Here is a 19,310-nt window from a genome sequence, read left to right on the forward strand (position 1 = left end):
AATACATACAAACATTCACATAAAGGATAGAGAATGCAAAGCACAAGACGCTTGCTTAAATCGCTGTTTTTTTCTGTGCTGCTAATACCATGCATAGTGACAGCGGAAACAACAGTAACGTTTAAGGCTGAAGATGGCACGATTCCGAGTGATTTCTTGGCCGACATAAAACAAGTTTCTAACGAAATTACGTTGTTTTTTAACTGGTTAGCACCGATTAACGGTGACTTAAAGATAGTGTGGGCAAATAAAATTGATGGGCCATTATTCGACCCAGGAATAAATACAATCCAAATGCCCTATGAGTTTGCCACCGAGCTCTATACCCTTTTTAGTGAAGATAATTACGAGAAAACAGGCAGAAGCGTAGATCAAGCAACACTGGATGCGCTTCAATTCATTTTATTTCATGAATATGGGCATGCTTATTTAAACCACAACCAGATTGTCGTTTTGGGCAAAGAGGAAGATGCAGTCGATAACCTGGCTACCCTTCTCTTACTCTACTTTAACGACAATGGCGAAGACATAGTGTTCAGTGCCGCAGATTGGTTTGCGATCAGTGATGAAAAAACAGAAGCATTCGAAGATGGTCATTTTTGGGATGAACACAGCCTAGATGCTCAGCGTTACTACAATATCCAATGCCTCGTTTTTGGCTTCAATCCAGAAAAGTATAAAAATGAATATACAGATGAACAAATAGAGCAAGGCCATGACGAATACTGTGAGTCCGAACATCAACGTCAGCTCTTTAAATGGCTAGATGTAATAGCTAAACACAGCCATGACATTACCAGTGAAGAACTGCTTGAACGCATCCAGCAAGGGCAACCGCTGCCCGCAGAAAATAAGTAGTCTTTTTTCAGTGTTTACAACAATGCCCAAGCTAATAGCCTGGGCATTGTTATACCAGCATCTATCACTTAACACTTCATAGCGTTAAACAGTACCAGCGCTGATAATATTAGTCTTAAAAAATATAAGAATAACGTAGTTTGTAAGTCGACTCTGTACCTGGAATGTAACCTGCTAGCGGCGTCTCTTCCCCCACAAAGCGTGTTTTCATATCTGATGCGCGATTTTTCACAACAAACGATTCATTCAGCAAGGTAAGTTTATGTCGTTTATCTTCCGTGATATTGAAGGTAGCATTAATATCGAGTTTCAACGTTGACCCTAATGCATCTGAACGCCAGTAAGCATACTGCGGATGAAGTCCCAAGTTTATGCGCTCTGTGATCTGATAATTCATCTTGAGGTTCAGCTGTGCACCGTTATCCGTCACCTTTTCGGTAGTGGGATTATGAATATCAATACTGGCGATAGTTGGGTTAACACGCATACAAAAATCTCCCCAACAATCTTTATACGCTAAACCCACAGCACCAATATTTGCTCCTTTGCCTCGCCATTTACCCTTAATAAGATCAACGGACAGACCAAAGTTATCGTTCCAATATCCATAAGCCCAATTCCGAGCAACGGTAATTTGCCCTTCTCTGTTCCACTTGGCCGCAGTTGTATTATCCCATGTTAAACCAAATAGATTCACTTTTGCGCCATGTAGAATCGTTTCAACTTGCTGGACATCTTTCTTTTCCGTTGGCGTTACCGTTCTCGCTTGCTCAAACCCCAAGGTCGCCACCCAAGTCGAACTACTCGCTTCCGCCCAGCTCACTGTAGAAAGTGTTAGCCCCATAATGCTTGCGGCAAGTACCGATACCTTCATCATCAAAACCCTCGCAGTAAAGCGCGCGATAGTACGTAACAACGGCAATTCTGATAAATCAGCTCCTATTAGTACAACTTAAAGCAGAACTGAATTGGTTAAAATAGTCTTTACGAAGATCAAAAACAAAAAAGCAGCGCGAACAAAATGCCAACGCTGCTGGTATTATTTTCACACCATATTTTTTACGACCATTTATACCGCTTGATCAGCCACAATAGGTCAAGTTTTAACTCTCTAATTAATAGCGAACATTGCCATAAAATCGTTCACCGACGTCGATTCTAACTTGGCTTGGTCACTGCATAATTCGAAAATAGATTGGCTGGTTGCAACAGGGAAACGGGTCTGCAAATTGCGGACAAACTTACGCTCTAAAACAGGGATCCCTTCTTGGCGACGACGGCGATGCCCGATTGGGTATTCAACCGCGACTTTCTCAGTAGAACTTCCATCCGTAAAGAAGACTTGAATTGCATTAGCGATAGAGCGTTTATCATCTTCAAGATACTCTGCACTGTAGCGTTTATCCTCCTGCACTTGCATTTTTTCACGCAGCATATCAATGCGAGGGTCACCGCGATGAAAATCATCTTCATAATGCTCAGCCATTAAATCGCCATGAATCAATGGCACAGCAATCATGTATTGTAAGCAATGGTCACGATCGGCAGGGTTCGCCAAATCGCCCACTTTGGAAATAATACGAATGGCAGATTCATGCGTGGTAATTTCAATCCGCTCAATATCATCAAGACGATCTTTCACTTGTTGGTGTAGCTTGACCGCACACTCTACAGCGGTTTGCGCGTGAAACTCAGCAGGGAACGAAATTTTAAACAGCACATTTTCCATCACGTAACTATCAAACGCTTGATTAACTTTAAACTCTTCACCTTTAAACTGGACATCGTAAAAGCCCCACTGCGGCGCGGTTAATACCGATGGTAACCCCATCTCACCTTTCATAGTGATCATGGCGAGTCGGACTGCACGAGAGGTTGCATCACCAGCAGCCCATGATTTACGCGAACCAGCATTAGGCGCGTGACGGTAGGTGCGGAGTGAACAACCATCAACCCATGCTTGTGAAACAGCATCGATAATTTGATCACGGCTTCCGCCAAGCATTTTTGTGACAACCGCTGTGGAAGCAACACGCACTAATAACACATGATCTAAACCCACGCGGTTATAGCTATTCTCTAATGCCAATACCCCTTGAATTTCATGGGCTTTAATCATAGCAGTGAGTACGTCGCGCATAGTAAGCGGTGCTTTACCCTCAGCAACTGCCACTCGGCTCAAGTAATCGGCAGTAGCTAGGATCCCCCCAAGATTATCTGAAGGGTGTCCCCACTCTGCGGCCAGCCAAGTATCGTTATAATCTAACCAGCGAATAATACAACCAATATTAAATGCCGCCATCACAGGATCAAGTTCATGCGACGTGCCAGGCACACGTGCACCATGGCGAACTGTAGTGCCAGGTACTATGGGGCCTAAGTGTTTAGTACATTCGGGAAAGCGCAACGCTAATAAGCCACAACCTAACGTATCCATCAGACAGTTACGTGCGGTGTTGTACGCCTCGCTGGAATGGATTTCACTATTCGCTACATAATCCGCAATTTTCACCAATAGTGCATCAGGTGCTGGACGTTCGTTTATATCTACATTCATGCTCATGTTGAATCCTGTCTAATCCTTTAGTTTTACCAAAGAGCCTGACTAAAAAGCCATCTCAAACAGCAAGCTCAAATGGCTTTGCCAACGCGTTTATCAAGCAAAGATTGCAATTAATCGCGCTCTTCAATCGGTAACCAATCTTGATGCTCTGGCCCTTCGTAATCAGCGCTTGGACGAATAATTCGGTTATGTGCGCGTTGCTCAAAAATATGTGCGGCCCATCCTGTCACTCGGCTCATGACAAAAATAGGCGTAAATAACTTAGTGGGGATCCCCATATAATGGTAAGCAGAAGCGTGGAAAAAATCGGCATTGGCGAATAAGTCTTTCTCCCGCTTTAGTACTTCTTCAACACGTACAGAGATATCGAATAACTGCGGATCCTTCGCACCTTTCGCTAGCTTACGCGACCATTCTTTAATTAGCGCATTACGCGGATCTGATTCGCGGTAAATAGCATGTCCAAAACCCATGACTTTATCTTTTCCATCAAGCATAAACATGATGCCCTGCTCTGCATCATCAGGTGTGCGCCATTGTTGAATCATTGCCATGGCCGCTTCATTCGCACCACCATGTAACGGACCACGCAGAGTACCAATGGCAGCCGTCACGCAGGAATGAAGATCGGATAAAGTCGAGGCACAAACACGCCCCGCAAACGTTGAGGCATTAAATTCATGCTCTGCATACAAAACTAGCGAGCAATGCATCACTTGTTTATGCATGGCTGACGGCTTTTTATCGGTCAACATTTCAAGAAAATACCCACCAATACACGGCTCTTTGCTCGATGCCGTATCGATACGAACACCATCATGGCTAAATCGATACCAGTAGCAAATAATAGCGGGGAGCATCGCCAACAAAGTATCGGTTTTATCGTGTTGCTGACTAAAGTCGGTTTCTTGATCCAAATTACCGAGCATAGAACACCCCGTGCGCATTACATCCATAGGGTGTGCCGTGGCGGGTATCGCTTCTAGCACTAACTTGAGTGCATCTGGTAAACCACGCTTCGCAATCAAAGTCTGCTTATACTCATTCAACTCTCGCTGATTAGGTAATTTTCCTTTCAATAATAAATACGCAACCTCTTCAAATTCAGCATGGTTTGCAAGATCCGTAATATCATAACCACGATACGTCAGCCCAGTGCCTGTTTTGCCTACAGTACAAAGTGCTGTCAAACCTGCGCTTTGACCTCGTAACCCTGCACCACCAATATGCTGGTTGTCCTTTCCTGCATCAACTACTGCAAGTGTTGGCATAGCAAACTCCTTTTGTCGGAAACATTATTAATGAAAAATAGTTTCAGCTTGGCTCTTAGACGAATACAGCGCTTAGAACGAATAAAGAGACTGAAACGAAGAGAGACTTTCTTCTCCATGCCATTCCTTTAAGTGGTATGGCTTTCTGCCCTTACTACTGGGCTATTTTTTTGAAAATAGTTTATCGAGCTTAGCTTCATATTGGTGATAGCCTAAAAATTGATAAAGCGCTTCACGGGTTTGCATCTCATCAACAACCTGTCGCTGGTGGCCATCATTTTTAAGGTGCTGGTAGACGTTAAGCGCAGCTTGATTCATGGCACGAAACGCACTGAGCGGATACAACACCATATCAACACCGCATTCCGCCAACTCTTCACCTGAAAACAATGGCGTCTGACCAAACTCAGTAATATTTGCCAAAATCGGTACATCAATCGCATCTGAAAACTGCTGATATTGAGCTAACGTATTTATCGCCTCAGGAAAAATCATATCGGCACCGGCATCAACACAAGCCACGGCGCGTTCAATAGCAGCCTCCATCCCTTCGACGGCTAAAGCATCTGTTCGCGCCATCACGACAAAATCACTGTCTGTTTTTGCATCTACGCAGGCCTTGATTCTATCGACCATTTCTTGCTGGCTCACAATGGCTTTATTCGGTCGATGTCCACAGCGTTTTTGTGCCACTTGATCTTCAATATGTACCGCTGCAGCACCTGCTTTTTCAACTTCTCGAATAGTACGCGCAATATTAAAAGCACCGCCAAACCCCGTATCTATATCGACTAACAGCGGCAATGAAGAGGCTGCCGTCACCCTACGCACATCTTCAAGCACATCATTCAAAGTGGTGATCCCTAAATCAGGCAAGCCATACGACGCATTAGCAATGCCGCCACCTGATAGGTAAATCGCCTGATGCCCCACTTGTTCTGCCATCATGGCGCAATATGGGTTTATCGCTCCTACTATTTGGAGCGGGTGGTTTGTCGCTACCGCATGTCGAAACCGCTTTCCGGGTGTCATGATGCTATCTCCTTGTCATCACATAGTGTCGAGTTGTTGCTCAATGAGCTGACGGCTTCGCATAATATGGCGACGCATCAACATTTCGGCTAATTCAGGATCACGTTCTTTAATCGCTGCGAGGATCTGAGCATGTTCATTAAGGGCTTGGCGAGGACGTGAATGTGCGCGTGGGGATTGATAACGATACATGCGCAACAAATGATAAAGTTCATCGCACAACAAGCTGATTAGCTTTGAGTTTCTACTGGCTTTGATAATTCGATAATGAAAATCAAAATCCCCTTGCTGATGGAAATAAGAAGCACCTTCAACCTTTTCGATGTGTTGGTGGTGAGTCGTTAATAAGTGCTCTAATCCTTCAATTTCTTCGTCAGTAATATGAATGCAAGCAAGCCGCGCTGCCATTCCTTCCAATGCCTCACGTACGGCATAAATTTCAATAAGCTTCTCTTGGCTCAGCTCGACAACGCGAGCACCCACATGCGGTGCACGCTCGATCAGCCTTAATGCTTCAACCCGCATTAGAGCTTCACGTAATGGCCCTCGGCTAACACCGAAAGTATTAGCCAGATCTGACTCCGCAATTTTGCTGCCTGCTGGGTAATCACCATTAACAATGGCTTCTATCAAGCGCTCTGTCAGTCCCTCTGACTTGGTTGGTTCTTTTATCGCTTCCATTACCACGCTGCCCTTATTCACTGATACCGCTTTTTGTCTCAGGTGTTAAATTACGCAAGACCCACATTGTCAACAATCTAACTACTACCACACAAAAATAGTCATACATTGGCTAAAAAACAAATAAATTGTAAACAAAAGGTAAACAAATAATAGAGCAATAGACACCTAGCAGCATTGTGGGACTTTTCAATAGCGGGAGTATAATGAGCTAAACGGATTCTGTTCTAAAAGAACAAAAACACCGAGGTACATATACCTCGGTGTCAAATATTGGCGTTAGTTACTACTAGTTGATAGCTAGGTCTGAAATCAATACTCTCGTTGCATTATGGCTTCCATTCCAAACAGCTTGTTGCTTAATGTCAGCGTATTATCCGAGCCAAGTTTGTACTGGCTTTCATGCTGACCATCTTCATAAAGCAGAACAATGTTATTGTCTTCTATATAATAAATACCTCGGTGTTCTTTCATCTTGCCATCAGTGCCTTTTACCTCAACCGAGAATAAAAAGTCTGGACGCAACAAAATAGATAAGCCTGTGATATGTTCATCAACATCATTGCCAGAGATACGAGAAGCATGCCATTGTCCGGGTAAATTCTCAGGTGCGAGTTTAGTAAATCGAGCACCATCAAGTACAAATTGGTTATAGCTAAGCATGTAAGAATGCAGCTGCTCAGGCTGATCACTTGAACGAAATGTAATATTGGTTTCATCTACATCGTACTTACCTTTCCACTGATCGACCGAGCCATCAGCACGCAGTAATCGCACGACAAAATCATAGTTAGAGGTAAATTTAATGTTCATGGCGGTGTAGCTTTCGCCATCGCTCTCTATCCCTTCATCATTTGTACTAAACCAATACCAATCACCGAGCAATAACGGATAGTCGAATTCAGTTAGCTTTTCCGCAGCAGCCTGGATACTCCAAGAGCTGATGAATAATGCCAAAGTGACCAGTAATGTTTTCATAGCACGACCTCACAAAACGAACGCCTATTAAAACCCTAGTCCTGATTATTAGATCAAACACAAAATTTCGAGATAAATCACACTTTAGTAAGTGTTATCTCATCGCTGATACAAATTCACTGCGTAGCGCTAGCATAAAAAAACGGCCCGGATAAAAATATCAGGGCCGTTTTATGTTCTTTTTCAGCTAACGTTAGCTTTGCGCATTGGTTAAGTCCACTGTGATAGCCACAGCTTCATCTAAGTACGCATCTGGCGCTTCGTAATCTTTTGGCACATCATCCAGTGAAGCAAAAGGTTTTTCACCCATCGCCTTCTGGCGTTCATTTAAACGTGTCAAACGATCGCTGTCATCTTTATCTTGCTCTGCAATTCGCGTCTTTTCATTCAGCGAAATTGTCTTAATATCTTTCTCAGCTTGGTACTTCGAAATATCATCGAGAATGAAACCAAATTCCATGTCTTTCTGAATACGAACTTCATGCTTAGTCGACAAAGACGGTAATATTGCAGAGAAGTTATCTACTTTTTGGTAACCCGCAGGCTTAATGCTATCCCATGGTAATGCGTTATCTTCGACACTCTCACCTGTATCAGCAGGATCAATCGCCGTTGGGAAACTAATGTCTGGAACAACACCTAAGTTTTGCGTACTACCACCGTTAATACGATAGAACTTTTGGATCGTGTACTGAACATGACCAAGTGGTTTATCGAACAAGTCATAAATGTGGTTAAGTGAACGGTGCTGTTGCACTGTACCTTTACCAAATGATTGCTCTCCAAGTACCACGGCACGGCCATAATCTTGCATTGCAGCAGCAAAGATTTCAGAGGCTGACGCACTGTAACGATTCACTAATACCGTTAATGGGCCATCAAAATAAACGCGATCATCAGAATCGCCATTGACTTTAACACGACCATAACTGTCACGAACCTGCACAACAGGGCCACCATTGATAAACAAACCAGTCAGTGCCGTTGCCTCTGTTAGCGCACCACCACCATTGTTTCGTAAATCAATAACCACACCGTCTACTTGCTGTTCATTCAGTGACGCAAGCTCTTTCTTAGTATCTTCAGACAAGCCAACGTAGAAACTTGGTACTTCAATAACACCAATTTTCTTACCGCCTTTGACTTTAACTTCCGATTTAACCGCTCGATCTTCTAAACGAATTTTGTCACGGGTGATAGTCACATCGTAACTTTTGGCATTCTTACTTTCAGGTAAGATTTCCAGAATAACCTTGCTGCCTTTCGGCCCTTTGATTAACTGGACGACGTCATCAAGGCGCCAGCCGATAACATCGACAATCTCTTTACCTTCCTGGCCAACACCTATAATGCGGTCACCCGCAGAAAGTTGCTTCGATGAAGATGCAGGACCACCAGCAACCAATGAACGAATCACGGTATAGTCATCCACAACTTGCAATACCGCACCGATACCTTCTAGAGAAAGGTTCATTTCAGATTGGAATTGTTCAGCATTACGTGGTGATAAATAGCTGGTGTGAGGATCAACTTCACGGGCAAAAGCGTTCATGTAGATCTGGAACACATCTTCGCTATGCGATTGTGTCAGACGTTTAAGGGCGTTGTTATAACGCTTCCCTAATGTCTCTTTGATCTCTTTCCACTCTTTACCTGCGAGTTTTAGATTCAATGCATCGTATTTAACACGCTTACGCCAAATTTCGTTTAGCTCATTACGGTCTTTAGCCCATGGCAATTCAGAACGATCAATGATGATACTTTCATCAGCATCAAAAGTGATTTCTTTATCGAGCAAAGACAACGCATATTGATAACGATCGAATCGACGTTGAAGCGTCTTATTGAAAATATCGAACGCAGCTGATGAGTCACCCAATTTAAGCTGATCATCAAATTGATCTTCCCACTTATCAAACGAATGAACGTCAGATTGCGTTAGGAAGCTGCGGTTGAAGTCCAGCATCTTGACATAACGGTCATACATGCTAGCTGAGAATTGATCATCAAGTGCAAATTGCTTGTAGTGTGAACGTGTAAAACGCGATGCAATACGCTTACTAGCTGTTGCATGTTGTTTTTCAGCAGTTAACTGCGGCAAGTCACTTAACGAGTATTTAGCCTCTAGGGCTTGCGCTGATGCTGCCAGCATCATGCCGGCAGCGATCAGTGAGAAACGGAATCGACATTTCATACGTCGAGCATTCTCCTTTACGAACGCAGGTGCTCCGCTTTAACAGCCATAGTTAGACCATTACTCAAACGTACACGCACATCGTCCTTATTGATTTCAACGATAGTTGCCGGCATGTTGCCGGTACCCATGTTCACATTTACATCTTTGCCAACTTTGACTTCGTCAGCGTTTAGAGCACGGGTTGTTTCAACAGGCTTTTTATCTAGCTTAGTCGTTTTTTGCTTAGCGTTCTTTGGTTTAGCTGAATTAGTGCGATTTTTTTTCGCTTTAGCTTCACCTTCTTTAGCTGCAGCTGCTTTCGCTACTGCTTGCTCTTTACGACGAGCACGTACTTTTGCTTTGCTTTCTTCTAGCGCTTTTTGTGCATGGTCAATATGCTCTTGCTCTAGCTCACCGCATGCGTTGCCATCAAGGTCTACGCGGTTTGCGCCAGCTTTTGCACCATGAAGGTAACGCCAGGAAGAAGTGTATTGACGAAGTGCTGTACGCAATAATGTTTTGCTTACTTTAGGGTCGTCGCTTAGACGCGCAGCTAGATCTTGAAAGATACCAATCTTAAGTGGCTTAGCTTCACCTTCAACAGAGAAACATTTTGGGAAACGCTCAGCAATGTATGCAATTACTTCTTTACTGTTCGTTAACTTTTCAGAGTTTTCCATGGATTTTCCTGACATAAAGCGAGACCATCTCGCTGTTAGTGCTTTGTTCAAAAAGAAATAGTTTGCGCTATTATAGTTACCTAGCGTTGAAAAACCACCGAAAGCATGAAATTAGAGGTGTTTTTGTAGCGCATTAATGAAAGAAACAAGACCCTCTTCATCAAATTGGTCAAATCTTGACAAGCTTGGACTATCAATATCAAGCACACCGTACAATTCGCCACCAATTCTGAATGGGATCACAATTTCAGAATTACTCGCTGCATCACATGCAATGTGCCCTTCAAACTGATGCACATCTTCAATTCGCTGAACACTATCTTCCGAAATGGCCGTACCGCACACACCACGTCCAACGGGGATACGCACACAAGCCACTTTACCTTGGAAAGGACCTAGTACTAACTGCTCGCCTTTTAACAAATAAAAGCCAACCCAATTAATATCCTCTAACTCCATGTTGAGTAACGCACTAATATTAGAGAGATTAGCAATAACATCTGGCTCATCTTCGATGATAGCAACAGCTTGTTTTGTTAAGCGATTATAAAACGCGAGTTTATTTTCCATGGCTTACTCCTTCTTTAGCCGCTAGAATGTGAACCTTGTTAATAATAGGAATCATTATCACCGTGAAAGATTCTGCAAATCAAATGATTAACTGGTCTTGGCTTTTAAAGCAAGCAAAACGTCATAGGCCTCGATTAATTGCAGCAAACATTATCGCCATCATTGCCACGCTTGTTAGCGTCCCTATTCCACTGCTTATGCCACTCATGGTGGATGAAGTTCTTCTGGATAAACCAGCAAGTGGCGTTGCCTTCTTAAACACATTTTTACCTGAATCCCTTCAAGATGCTGCCGCCTACATTGTGTTAGTGCTGTTCATGGTTATTGTGATGCGCATCATTAGCCAAGCTCTGAACATTCTGCAAAGTCGCCAATTTACCCTAGTTGCAAAAGACGTCACCTACCTGCTTCGCCAGCGCTTAATTGATAAGCTAGGCCGTATTAGCATGCGTCAGTATGAAGAGCGCGGCAGCGGTGGTATTACTTCGCACCTCATTACAGATATAGAAACCATTGACAAATTTGTGGGTGATACACTTAGCCGATTCTTAGTGAGCTTGCTGACAGTCATAGGTACAGCAAGTATCCTACTTTGGTTAAATTGGCAGCTCGGACTCTTCATCTTGCTGATGAACCCTCTTGTTGTTTACGCGTCTCGCTTAATGGGCAGCCGTGTAAAAAATTTAAAGAAACTCGAAAACCAAGCCTTCGAAAAGTTCCAGCAGCGTTTAGTCGAAACCCTTGATGGACTTTATCAACTCCGTGCTGCAAACCGTGAAAAAGAGTTTCTGACGCAGCTTAAGTCGAGTGCCAACGATATTCGTAGCAATGCCGACAAATACGCATGGCAGTCTGAAGCCGCTGGTCGTGTGTCTTTTCTATTATTCTTGGTCGGGTTTGAACTCTTCCGCGCAGCAGCCATGTTGATGGTACTTTTCAGTGATTTAAGTATCGGTCAAATGTTCGCAGTATTCGGGTACCTATGGTTTATGCTCAGCCCTGTTCAAGAATTGCTCGGTATTCAGTTTGCGTGGTATAGCGCTTCAGCTGCGATGCAACGCCTGAATGGCTTGATGACGTTAGAAGAAGAAGTTCGCCCTGTGGCGACAGTAAACCCATTCACAGACAACAAGTCCCTGTCTATCGACGTTCGCGATGTACGTTTTTCTTATGATGAAGATAAAGAGGTATTACGCGGGCTCAACCTTAGCATCCCAGCAGGTAAACGCGTTGCTTTAGTTGGTGCTTCAGGTGGCGGTAAATCAACCCTAATCCAACTTTTATTAGGCATTTATCAAAAAGATTCAGGCGATCTATTGATCAATGGTGAGCGAATCGAAGATGTCAGCTATGAGGCACTGCGTGAAAAGATGGCCGTTGTTTTACAACAGCCCGTTCTATTTAATGATACGCTAAGGCATAATCTGACGTTAGGTGCTAACTTTACTGATAATGAGCTATGGCAAGCGCTTGAAATTGCACAGCTAACAGATGTAACCAAACGTCTTACAAATGGTTTAGACACTGAGATTGGCCGCCAAGGTATACGCCTGTCGGGTGGGCAACGCCAACGCTTAGCGATTGCAAGAATGATATTGGCAAACCCAGATTTTGTTATCCTCGATGAGGCAACATCTGCATTAGATACAGCCACCGAAGCGGCACTGCATACGGCACTAAACCAATTCTTGCGTGATAGAACCACGCTTATCGTTGCACACCGTTTATCTGCGGTTAAGCAAGCCGATATAATCTATGTACTTGAAGACGGTAAATTAAGCCAAGCAGGTACACATGAAGAATTGGTACAAAAAGAAGGTTTATATCAAACCTTGTATGGCACAATCCAGTCATCGGATCAGAGTAAGAATGAAGATAATCCGGCCCTCACTATAGCCAGCGTTAACGTAAAATAATATAGTGTTCGTTTAAACCGCTGCTTATGCAGCGGTTATACCAATCTAGATAAGACAAGTGCTCAGTTAATCGTGTAAGGAATGATACTGAAAGCGAAGGGTAGATTATCGTTAGCAAGCGACTCTAAGAACGGTGTCTATCCAAGCAATCCAGTAATTTTTGCCGGCATGAAAGCATAATGACTTATTTGGGTTGGTATTATTGTATTTAAGAGACTTAAAGGATTAACCAACCCATGTCGACGGCTCGCCTGTGTCCAGGCTGTGACTTGCCAGTGATGCCTAACGTCGCCCTTCGTGGTCAGAGCGCTTACTGCCCTCGCTGCAATACGCGCTTATATAGAGGCGGCTTTACCCGATTTACGGGTGAGTTTGCGATAGCATTAGCATGTTTAATCCTTTTTCTACCCGCGCATATTTACCCAATGATCACTATTCGATTATTTGGTCAAATGATCCCTGCAACTTTGCCTGCGGGTACCTTTACCCTCGCGCCAGAGTTTCCAGCCGTTGCATTTTTAATCTTCTTTTGTAGCACAGTGGCACCACTGTTGGTCAGCCTTGCAGTGATGACGGCTCAAATAGGTTTAAAGCTTCAACACTTTAAACTGTTTAAATCCTCCATGTGGATCATTCAGCACTTAAAACATTGGGCCATGTATGAAGTCTTTCTTGTTAGCCTTGGTATCTCTTGTTTTAAAGTTCAAGATTATGCTGATATCTACATAGGCCCAGGCTTAATCAGCTTAGTGATTCTTCAAATCCTAATGCTGTTATTACTCACTCGTATTAGTCCAACTCGTTACTGGGAAGCGTGGCAACCTGAAACAACACACCATGCAGATGAACTCGTGCATCATTGCCATTCATGTCATCTAAGCCAAGGGGCTAACAGCCATTGCACGCGTTGCCATAGTCGGCTGCACTCTCGCCTACCCCATTCAATTCAAAAAACGTGGGCGTATTTAATTTCAGCGACGATTTTCATTTTCCCTGCGAACTTATTCGCTATCTCGATCTTTTTAAATAATGGTAAACGTGCCGAAGATACTATCTTTTCAGGTGTTGCTCACCTTGTAAAAACAGGTATGCCTGGTATTGCTGCCATTATATTTATTGCAAGTATTGTCGTGCCTGTCGCCAAAATATTAGGGCTGGCTTATATCTTATTATGTATTCAGTTTAAACGTCGTATTCACCATCGATTTCGGATGCGCCTCTTTAGGATCATTCAATGGATAGGTAAATGGTCAATGATGGATTTATTCGTTATTTCTATCATGGTGACCTTGATCGACCGTGGACAAATACTTGATTTCACACCTGGTCCCGGTGCTGTATCGTTCGGGATTGTGGTTGTGCTTACTATGTTTGCAGCAGAAAGTTTAGATTCGCGCTTAATATGGGATAACTATGAACAACGGAAATAACAATCAACCAGAACCTGTGGATATTCGCCGCGATCGGTCTATATCCCCACTTTGGTTACTTCCTATTTTAGCTTTTGCTCTCGCAGGATGGCTGGTATTTAAAGCCGTTAATGATGCAGGCCAACGTATTCAAATTCATTTTAACGATGCTGCGGGTCTCATTGCAGGCCGCACAACTATCCGTTATCAAGGACTTGAAGTGGGTATCGTGCGTGATGTAACGCTCTCAGATGATCTTGAAAGCATCTATGTAGAAGCTGACATTTACCCTGAAGCTGTGCAAACACTAAACACAGGCACGCGTTTTTGGTTAGTTAAACCCAAAGCCTCTATCACAGGCATTTCAGGGCTAGATGCCTTGGTGTCGGGTAACTATATCGCGCTACAACCAGGTGAAGGTGAAGCAACACAAAGCTTTACTGCACTGGATAGCCAACCCTCAGACACCCCTATTGGTGCAGGTTTATCTATCCAACTACGAGCACCTGATTTAGGCTCAATCAGCATAGGTTCGCAGGTTTTCTATAAAAAGATCCCTGTCGGTGAAGTGTATAACTACACCCTAAGCAACAATAATAAGCGCGTATTAATTGATGTGTTGATCCAACCACAGTATGCCGATCTGGTGACCAATAAAAGCCGTTTTTGGAACGTCAGCGGCATGAGCGCCAATATCAACTTTAATGGCGTTGATGTGCAATTCGAAAGCCTTTCAGCCATGATTGCAGGGGCTATCGCGTTTGACTCGCCAGATGAAGGCCGAGCCATTGAAGATAACCACCTTTTCCGTTTATACCCAGACCTCAACACTGCAGGTCGTGGTATCGCCATCAAAGTAGAACTGCCTGAAAACAGTAATATCAACGCAAGTGGCGCCCCCATTGTTTATCGCGGCCTGCAAATTGGTCAGATTTCAGATGTGAAGTTAGATGAAGCGCGCAGTAAAGTCATTGCACACGCGGCCATCGAACCTAGCATGAGCGATCTGCTAAATAGTGGTTCGAGCATTTTGCTTGAAGAAGCTGAAGTCTCGCTCACTGGCGTTAAAAACATTGGTAATTTAATCCGTGGCAACTTCCTCACCCTTATCCCTGGTGAAGGCGAGCCGAGTCGTTTATTTACCGCTATTACCAAAGACGAACTGCAAGAAAAGCAACATGGCGTGGCCACGTTCGACTTATACGCCGACAGTAGTCATGGCATCAAGCGTGGTACAAAGATTCTGCACCGAGGCATTGCTGTGGGTCGCGTGACCCATGTAAGACTAGATAAAAACAAAGTCCGTTTTAGCGTCATTATTAACGCTGAATACACCTCACTCATTGGCTCTGCGAGTCGCTTCTATATCGATGGTGGCATTAAAGCAAACCTAAGCAGCAAAGGGCTCGATGTTAGCTTACCGCCAGCAGAACAACTTATCAGCAACGGTATTAGTTTCACCAGTGGTGGTAGCAAGAAAATAGCCAAGAGCTACCCTCTTTACCAAAGTGAGCGCTTAGCCACTCTAGCAGCAGAAACAGCAAAGGGGTTTGCTCGATTTACATTAGTCGCTGATGAGTTGCCACCTGTGTCTGAAGGTAGTCCCGTGCTCTACCGCAACATGCAAGTAGGTGAAGTTACAAGCTACGCACTAACGGCATCAGGTGTTACCTTGTCGCTAAATATTGAAAACAAATACCGCCATTTAGTGACGCAAAAAACGGTTTTCTGGAATCGTTCTGGTGTCGAAGTGGAAGCAGGATTAAGCGGTGTTAAAATCACGGCCTCCCCTGTGGCGACGTTAATTAAAGGCGGTGTTGCTTTTGATGATATTGACGGTGTGAGCAACAAGCAAAATGGCCGTTTCAAGCTTTATTCAAGTTTGAAAGATGCACGTAATTTTGGTCAAGAAATCCAATTAACTGCCAGTGACGCACGAGCGCTTGCTGTCGGGACTGAAATTCGTTATCAGGGTATCGCGATTGGTAAGATCACAGCCATTACTCCGAACTTTGACAAAGGCAACGTGAACATCAGCGCTCGTCTCTTCCCTCAGTTTGCCGATGTTATTGCTCGTGCTGGTAGCTATTTCTGGATCGTAAAACCTAAGCTCAGCCTAACTGAAACCAAGAACCTTGATAGCCTATTAAGCTCTTATATTTCAGTGACACCTGGCAAGGGGATTAAGCAGCAGACGTTTAAACTGGGCAGCGCTGAATTATTAGATTCAGGACTAACTGTTGTACTTGAAAGCGAAAAGCGTAATTCCATCAGTGAAGGCACACCGCTGCTTTATCGCGATATTCAAGTTGGCCAAGTGGTAAAAGTGAGCCTAGGTGACTTAGCCGATCGTGTCATGATTGAAGCACAGATAGAGCAAGAATATCGCCACTTAGTCCGTAAAGACAGCGTGTTCTGGAATGTATCAGGGGTTGACGTATCCATTGGCATCACGGGTGCAACGATCAATAGCGGCACAGTTGATAGTTTGATTCGTGGCGGTATTGCTTTCGCAACGCCAGAAGCTCACCCGCTGGCACCAATTGCTAAAGCTGACTCACACTTCCTACTACACAAACAAGCGAAATCTGAATGGAAAGATTGGCGTACCGCTATCCCTCGCGATTAAGCGCTTGTTAATAACGCATAACCATAAGAAGGAGCATTTCGATGCTCCTTTTTCATACCTTTGGCGTTTTTACACCAAACAGCCTGTTGCTGTAGATCGCTTAACTTCGTGATTTGATATACACTCTCGCCCATCAATGCCTGTTATCGAGATACTCCCTTGCATTCTAAAATCTATATCCCTGAAGACTTCATCGAACTTATTCGTCAAACCATGCCAGAAAACCTCAATATGGATGATTTTCTTGCCTGCTGTAAGACCCCACTTCGACGTAGTATTCGTGTTAATACCTTAAAAATCAGTGTGGAAGACTTCTTAGCCCGTGTTGCGGACAAAGATTGGACATTAACCCCTGTTCCTTGGTGCGACACGGGATTTTGGATTGAGCGAGAAGATGAAGACACGGTTTCGCTAGGCAATACTGCGGAACACTTAGCGGGGCTTTTTTACATTCAAGAAGCCAGCTCTATGATGCCAGTGACAGCATTATTAAAAGATAACGAACAGTTGGATTGCGTGTTAGATATGGCATCTGCACCGGGTTCAAAAACGACTCAAATTGCTTGTGCAATGCAAAACAAAGGTGCATTAGTCGCCAATGAGTTAGCTGCAAGCCGTATCAAAGTGCTGCACTCAAACCTTCAACGTTGCGGTGTGTATAACGCCTCGTTGACCCACTTTGATGGCTGCGTTTTTGGTGGCTGGGCACCAGAAGCGTTTGATTCTATTTTGCTCGATGCGCCTTGTTCTGGTGAAGGTGCAATTCGTAAAGACGAAGATGCAATGGCAAACTGGTCATTGGCCTCGATTGAAGACATCGCTGAAGTGCAACGCAATCTAATTGTCAGTGCTTTCCAAGCCCTTAAACCGGGCGGTGTCATGGTGTACTCCACTTGTACTCTGAACCAAACTGAGAACCAGCAAGTATGCTACTTCTTAAAAGAGACCTTTGGTGATGCCGTTGAGTTTGAACCCCTGAATGAGCTTTTTGAAGGTGCTGCTCAGTCAATTACAGAAGAAGGCTTCTTACATGTTTACCCACAAATCTTTGATAGCGAAGGCTTCTTTGTGGCACGCATCCGAAAATTGGCATCAGTAGAGTCACCCGTTGTCAAAAAGCGCATGGGAAAATTCCCCTTCTCTATCCTTACTGAAAAAGACAAGCAAGATGTAAGCACTAGCCTCAAAGCAACACTGGACATTACCCTGCCGCACGAAAGTGATGTTTGGGTGCGTGATAAAGAATTGTGGTTGTTCCCTAAAAACCTAAAACCCTTACTGACTGAAATTCGTTTCCAGCGCATGGGGATTAAGTTGGCAGAACAACATAAGAAAGGCTACCGCTGGCAACATGAAGCGATTATGGCGCTAGCATCAGGCCAAGAAAGTGTGTCAGTCGATCTATCAGCTGAGCAAGCTAAAGAATGGTTTATGGGGCGTGATATTCGCCCAGAAGACCTTTCTGGCAAAGGCGAAGTCATTGTGAACTATCGAGATTACCCAATCGGCATCGGCAAATGGGTCGGCAACCGTATTAAAAACGGGTTGCCACGAGAAATGGTTCGAGATACCAATTTATTCGATATCTAATCGACTGTATTTAGGTTGATTCCAATTCTCATTGCTAAAACTGGTAAATTGTACTGCGTGAACTAACATTGATAGTGTAATTGATCTCCATTTACTAACCAGTTAGCGCAAGGCTCTCACGAGAGCCATTCCCCTAAGCCCGAGACAGGAGTCGTTTCGGGCTATTTTTTGTCTATTTTCCACCACCTAGCCGCAACAACACCAAAACTTACCGTCATATTTCGTCGTTCATTCGATTTTTTCGAACAAGTTGACCAAGCTTTTACGCTGTTTCTCTCTCAGCAAAAAAACTATATTAATGCCAACGCAAAAAAGCATTTAATGTAGGAAAAAATAATGGCTAATGTTCTCGTTCTTAAATCAAGCATCCTTGGTGGCTATTCACAGTCAAACGCATTAATCGACCATTTATTAACGAACTGGGAAGGTCAAACACAATCAATTATTGAACGTGATTTAGCCGCTAACCCAGTGCCAATGTTGGATGCAGATGTCGCGAATGCACTTCGAGGCGGTGATAGCCTTAGCGAAAAACAACAAGCTGCACTGGCGATGTCAGATCAGTTAATTGAAGAGCTACAAATCAGTGACACTATCATTATTGCAGCACCAATGTATAACTTCACGATTCCCACTCAGCTTAAAAACTGGTTCGATTTAGTTGCACGTGCGGGCGTCACCTTCTCTTACACAGAGCAAGGTCCTGTTGGATTGTTGAAAGACAAAAAAGTGATTGTAGTAACAACTCGCGGTGGCATTCACAAAGGCGCAGCATCAGACACACTTGTCCCATACCTAACAAATATTCTAGGCTTTGTTGGTTTAGACAATGTTGAGTTTGTTTATGGGGAAGCGCTTGCGATGGGTGAGGAATTAGCATCGCAGTCCATCACTGACGCGAAAAGCACACTATCTCAGCTCACAGCTTAGCTTTCGATTCAGTTCGGCAGTACAAGC

The 19,310-nt window shown here is 43.9% G+C and carries 15 protein-coding genes; 6 read left to right on the forward strand and 9 right to left on the reverse strand.

Features of this window, described 5'->3' with window-relative positions; genetic code table 11:
- The first annotated feature begins 33 nt into the window (after positions 1-33).
- Entirely contained in the window at positions 34-858 is an 825-nt protein-coding gene (locus OCU77_RS09565; protein WP_053111809.1) for a DUF4344 domain-containing metallopeptidase, read from the forward strand.
- Between the two features lie 115 nt (positions 859-973).
- On the opposite strand, the gene OCU77_RS09570 is transcribed toward OCU77_RS09565, so the two are convergent.
- The 9 genes from OCU77_RS09570 to OCU77_RS09610 all read right to left on the reverse strand — a co-directional run bounded on the left by OCU77_RS09570 (position 974) and on the right by OCU77_RS09610 (position 10,809).
- On the reverse strand, positions 974-1,735 hold the full coding sequence (locus tag OCU77_RS09570) for a hypothetical protein (RefSeq protein ID WP_239685945.1): 762 nt from the start codon (positions 1,733-1,735) through the stop codon (positions 974-976).
- Positions 1,736-1,969: 234 nt separating this feature from the next.
- The gene (locus OCU77_RS09575; protein ID WP_107302461.1) at positions 1,970-3,421 is read right to left on the reverse strand and encodes a bifunctional 2-methylcitrate dehydratase/aconitate hydratase; all 1,452 of its coding nucleotides are present in this window, start codon (positions 3,419-3,421) and stop codon (positions 1,970-1,972) included.
- Positions 3,422-3,531: 110 nt separating this feature from the next.
- Positions 3,532-4,692, reverse strand: a complete 1,161-nt coding sequence (gene prpC / locus OCU77_RS09580; RefSeq protein WP_048898599.1) for a bifunctional 2-methylcitrate synthase/citrate synthase — start codon at positions 4,690-4,692, stop codon at positions 3,532-3,534.
- A 162-nt stretch (positions 4,693-4,854) separates the two neighbouring features.
- Entirely contained in the window at positions 4,855-5,724 is an 870-nt protein-coding gene (prpB, locus tag OCU77_RS09585; protein ID WP_048898598.1) for a methylisocitrate lyase, read from the reverse strand.
- 18 nt (positions 5,725-5,742) lie between these two features.
- Complete coding sequence (locus OCU77_RS09590; RefSeq protein WP_084711774.1) at positions 5,743-6,405, reverse strand: GntR family transcriptional regulator; 663 nt, start codon at positions 6,403-6,405, stop codon at positions 5,743-5,745.
- A gap of 312 nt (positions 6,406-6,717) precedes the next feature.
- Complete coding sequence (locus OCU77_RS09595) at positions 6,718-7,383, reverse strand: lipocalin-like domain-containing protein (RefSeq protein ID WP_048898596.1); 666 nt, start codon at positions 7,381-7,383, stop codon at positions 6,718-6,720.
- 193 nt (positions 7,384-7,576) lie between these two features.
- Complete coding sequence (prc, locus tag OCU77_RS09600) at positions 7,577-9,577, reverse strand: carboxy terminal-processing peptidase (protein WP_048898595.1); 2,001 nt, start codon at positions 9,575-9,577, stop codon at positions 7,577-7,579.
- A 17-nt stretch (positions 9,578-9,594) separates the two neighbouring features.
- Positions 9,595-10,239 (reverse strand): RNA chaperone ProQ, encoded by a 645-nt coding sequence (gene proQ, locus OCU77_RS09605; RefSeq protein ID WP_048898594.1) that lies wholly within the window; start codon positions 10,237-10,239, stop codon positions 9,595-9,597.
- Between the two features lie 111 nt (positions 10,240-10,350).
- Positions 10,351-10,809: a GAF domain-containing protein gene (locus OCU77_RS09610; protein WP_048898593.1), complete on the reverse strand. Its 459-nt coding sequence runs from the start codon at positions 10,807-10,809 to the stop codon at positions 10,351-10,353.
- An 83-nt stretch (positions 10,810-10,892) separates the two neighbouring features.
- Between OCU77_RS09610 and OCU77_RS09615 the strand changes: the two genes are divergently transcribed.
- The 5 genes from OCU77_RS09615 (at position 10,893) to OCU77_RS09635 (ending at position 19,283) form a co-directional block, all read left to right on the forward strand.
- Positions 10,893-12,725 carry an ABC transporter ATP-binding protein gene (locus OCU77_RS09615; RefSeq protein WP_048898620.1) on the forward strand — a complete coding sequence of 611 codons (1,833 nt, stop codon included), beginning with the start codon at positions 10,893-10,895 and terminating at the stop codon, positions 12,723-12,725.
- A gap of 236 nt (positions 12,726-12,961) precedes the next feature.
- Positions 12,962-14,155, forward strand: a complete 1,194-nt coding sequence (locus OCU77_RS09620) for a paraquat-inducible protein A (protein WP_048898592.1) — start codon at positions 12,962-12,964, stop codon at positions 14,153-14,155.
- Entirely contained in the window at positions 14,139-16,763 is a 2,625-nt protein-coding gene (locus tag OCU77_RS09625; RefSeq protein ID WP_107302462.1) for a PqiB family protein, read from the forward strand. Before OCU77_RS09620 ends, OCU77_RS09625 begins: the two co-directional genes overlap by 17 nt.
- Before the next feature lie 159 nt (positions 16,764-16,922).
- Complete coding sequence (rsmF, locus tag OCU77_RS09630) at positions 16,923-18,353, forward strand: 16S rRNA (cytosine(1407)-C(5))-methyltransferase RsmF (protein WP_107302463.1); 1,431 nt, start codon at positions 16,923-16,925, stop codon at positions 18,351-18,353.
- A 336-nt stretch (positions 18,354-18,689) separates the two neighbouring features.
- Positions 18,690-19,283 carry an FMN-dependent NADH-azoreductase gene (locus tag OCU77_RS09635; protein WP_048898591.1) on the forward strand — a complete coding sequence of 198 codons (594 nt, stop codon included), beginning with the start codon at positions 18,690-18,692 and terminating at the stop codon, positions 19,281-19,283.
- Positions 19,284-19,310 lie beyond the last annotated feature (27 nt).

This window comes from Photobacterium swingsii (genome assembly GCF_024346715.1).
GTDB classification, from domain to species: Bacteria; Pseudomonadota; Gammaproteobacteria; order Enterobacterales; family Vibrionaceae; genus Photobacterium; species Photobacterium swingsii.

Excerpts from the sequence above, each read along its gene's own strand:
- OCU77_RS09565 (WP_053111809.1), top strand. The coding sequence starts at position 34 with ATGCAAAGCACAAGACGCTTGCTTAAATCGCTGTTTTTTTCTGTGCTG.
- OCU77_RS09570 (WP_239685945.1), bottom strand. The coding sequence starts at position 1,735 with ATGATGAAGGTATCGGTACTTGCCGCAAGCATTATGGGGCTAACACTT.
- OCU77_RS09575 (WP_107302461.1), bottom strand. The coding sequence starts at position 3,421 with ATGAGCATGAATGTAGATATAAACGAACGTCCAGCACCTGATGCACTA.
- prpC (WP_048898599.1), bottom strand. The coding sequence starts at position 4,692 with ATGCCAACACTTGCAGTAGTTGATGCAGGAAAGGACAACCAGCATATT.
- prpB (WP_048898598.1), bottom strand. The coding sequence starts at position 5,724 with ATGACACCCGGAAAGCGGTTTCGACATGCGGTAGCGACAAACCACCCG.
- OCU77_RS09590 (WP_084711774.1), bottom strand. The coding sequence starts at position 6,405 with ATGGAAGCGATAAAAGAACCAACCAAGTCAGAGGGACTGACAGAGCGC.
- OCU77_RS09595 (WP_048898596.1), bottom strand. The coding sequence starts at position 7,383 with ATGAAAACATTACTGGTCACTTTGGCATTATTCATCAGCTCTTGGAGT.
- prc (WP_048898595.1), bottom strand. The coding sequence starts at position 9,577 with ATGAAATGTCGATTCCGTTTCTCACTGATCGCTGCCGGCATGATGCTG.
- proQ (WP_048898594.1), bottom strand. The coding sequence starts at position 10,239 with ATGGAAAACTCTGAAAAGTTAACGAACAGTAAAGAAGTAATTGCATAC.
- OCU77_RS09610 (WP_048898593.1), bottom strand. The coding sequence starts at position 10,809 with ATGGAAAATAAACTCGCGTTTTATAATCGCTTAACAAAACAAGCTGTT.
- OCU77_RS09615 (WP_048898620.1), top strand. The coding sequence starts at position 10,893 with ATGATTAACTGGTCTTGGCTTTTAAAGCAAGCAAAACGTCATAGGCCT.
- OCU77_RS09620 (WP_048898592.1), top strand. The coding sequence starts at position 12,962 with ATGTCGACGGCTCGCCTGTGTCCAGGCTGTGACTTGCCAGTGATGCCT.
- OCU77_RS09625 (WP_107302462.1), top strand. The coding sequence starts at position 14,139 with ATGAACAACGGAAATAACAATCAACCAGAACCTGTGGATATTCGCCGC.
- OCU77_RS09635 (WP_048898591.1), top strand. The coding sequence starts at position 18,690 with ATGGCTAATGTTCTCGTTCTTAAATCAAGCATCCTTGGTGGCTATTCA.